Source organism: Streptomyces albidochromogenes, assembly GCF_005981925.1.
In the GTDB taxonomy this organism is placed as follows: Bacteria; Actinomycetota; Actinomycetes; order Streptomycetales; family Streptomycetaceae; genus Streptomyces; species Streptomyces albidochromogenes.
On record NZ_VBVX01000671.1, the window covers coordinates 1 to 670 of the forward strand.

The 670-nt window shown below is 70.6% G+C and carries 1 pseudogene; it reads right to left on the minus strand.

The window, feature by feature from the left end:
• Positions 1 to 438: pseudogene (locus E2E34_RS36055) on the minus strand (DNA-binding protein); the annotation flags it as partial.
• Between the last annotated feature and the right edge of the window lie 232 nt (positions 439 to 670).

Below are 670 nucleotides of genomic sequence, written 5' to 3' on the forward strand. Positions count from 1 at the left end.
CGGCACATGCCGCACGTCCAGATGCTCGAAGGGCTGGTCGGCGTCCGCGTCCAGCAGCCACCGCCCATGACGCACACACCCGCTCCCCCCGCGGCGCAAACCGAACGACCCGCACGGCAGTTCCCGTACGCCCGGCGGCGCACAGCCGCACCCGAACACCGTCGGCCCGGCGACCACGCCGCCGATCCGCCATATCGCCGCCGACACTCCATCCGCCTCGGCCGGCAGCCTGGCGCCCTCTCGAGCCCAGGACGGCAACACCCGGGCCAGCACGCCATCCTCAACACCGCACAGGCCTGCCCGGAGCCGCCGCCCAGCTGCGTTCAGCAGCACTTCTGCGTCGGCCCGAGTGGCGCCGCTTTCATGTTTGGGCTGGTGGTTGCACCAATGCCAGTACGACCGCAGGGCCTTCGCTTCCAGCCCATAGCGGCTCGCCATGCGGCAATCAGCGACGAGGCGTCTCCCCGTGCAAAGGAGCGGTCCTCAGGAGGCCAGGAGGAAGGAGGCCAGGAGGAAGGATCACCCCACCATGCTCTCGCGTCCACCGATCAGGGGGGCTTTCGCAGCAGTTCCTCCCAGCCCTCCGGCCCGTCGTCGGCTCACTTCCCCAGGGCCCCAACCGCTCCTTCCTGAAGCCAACCCCCGCAGCGTGCGGGAGATGGCCGACCGC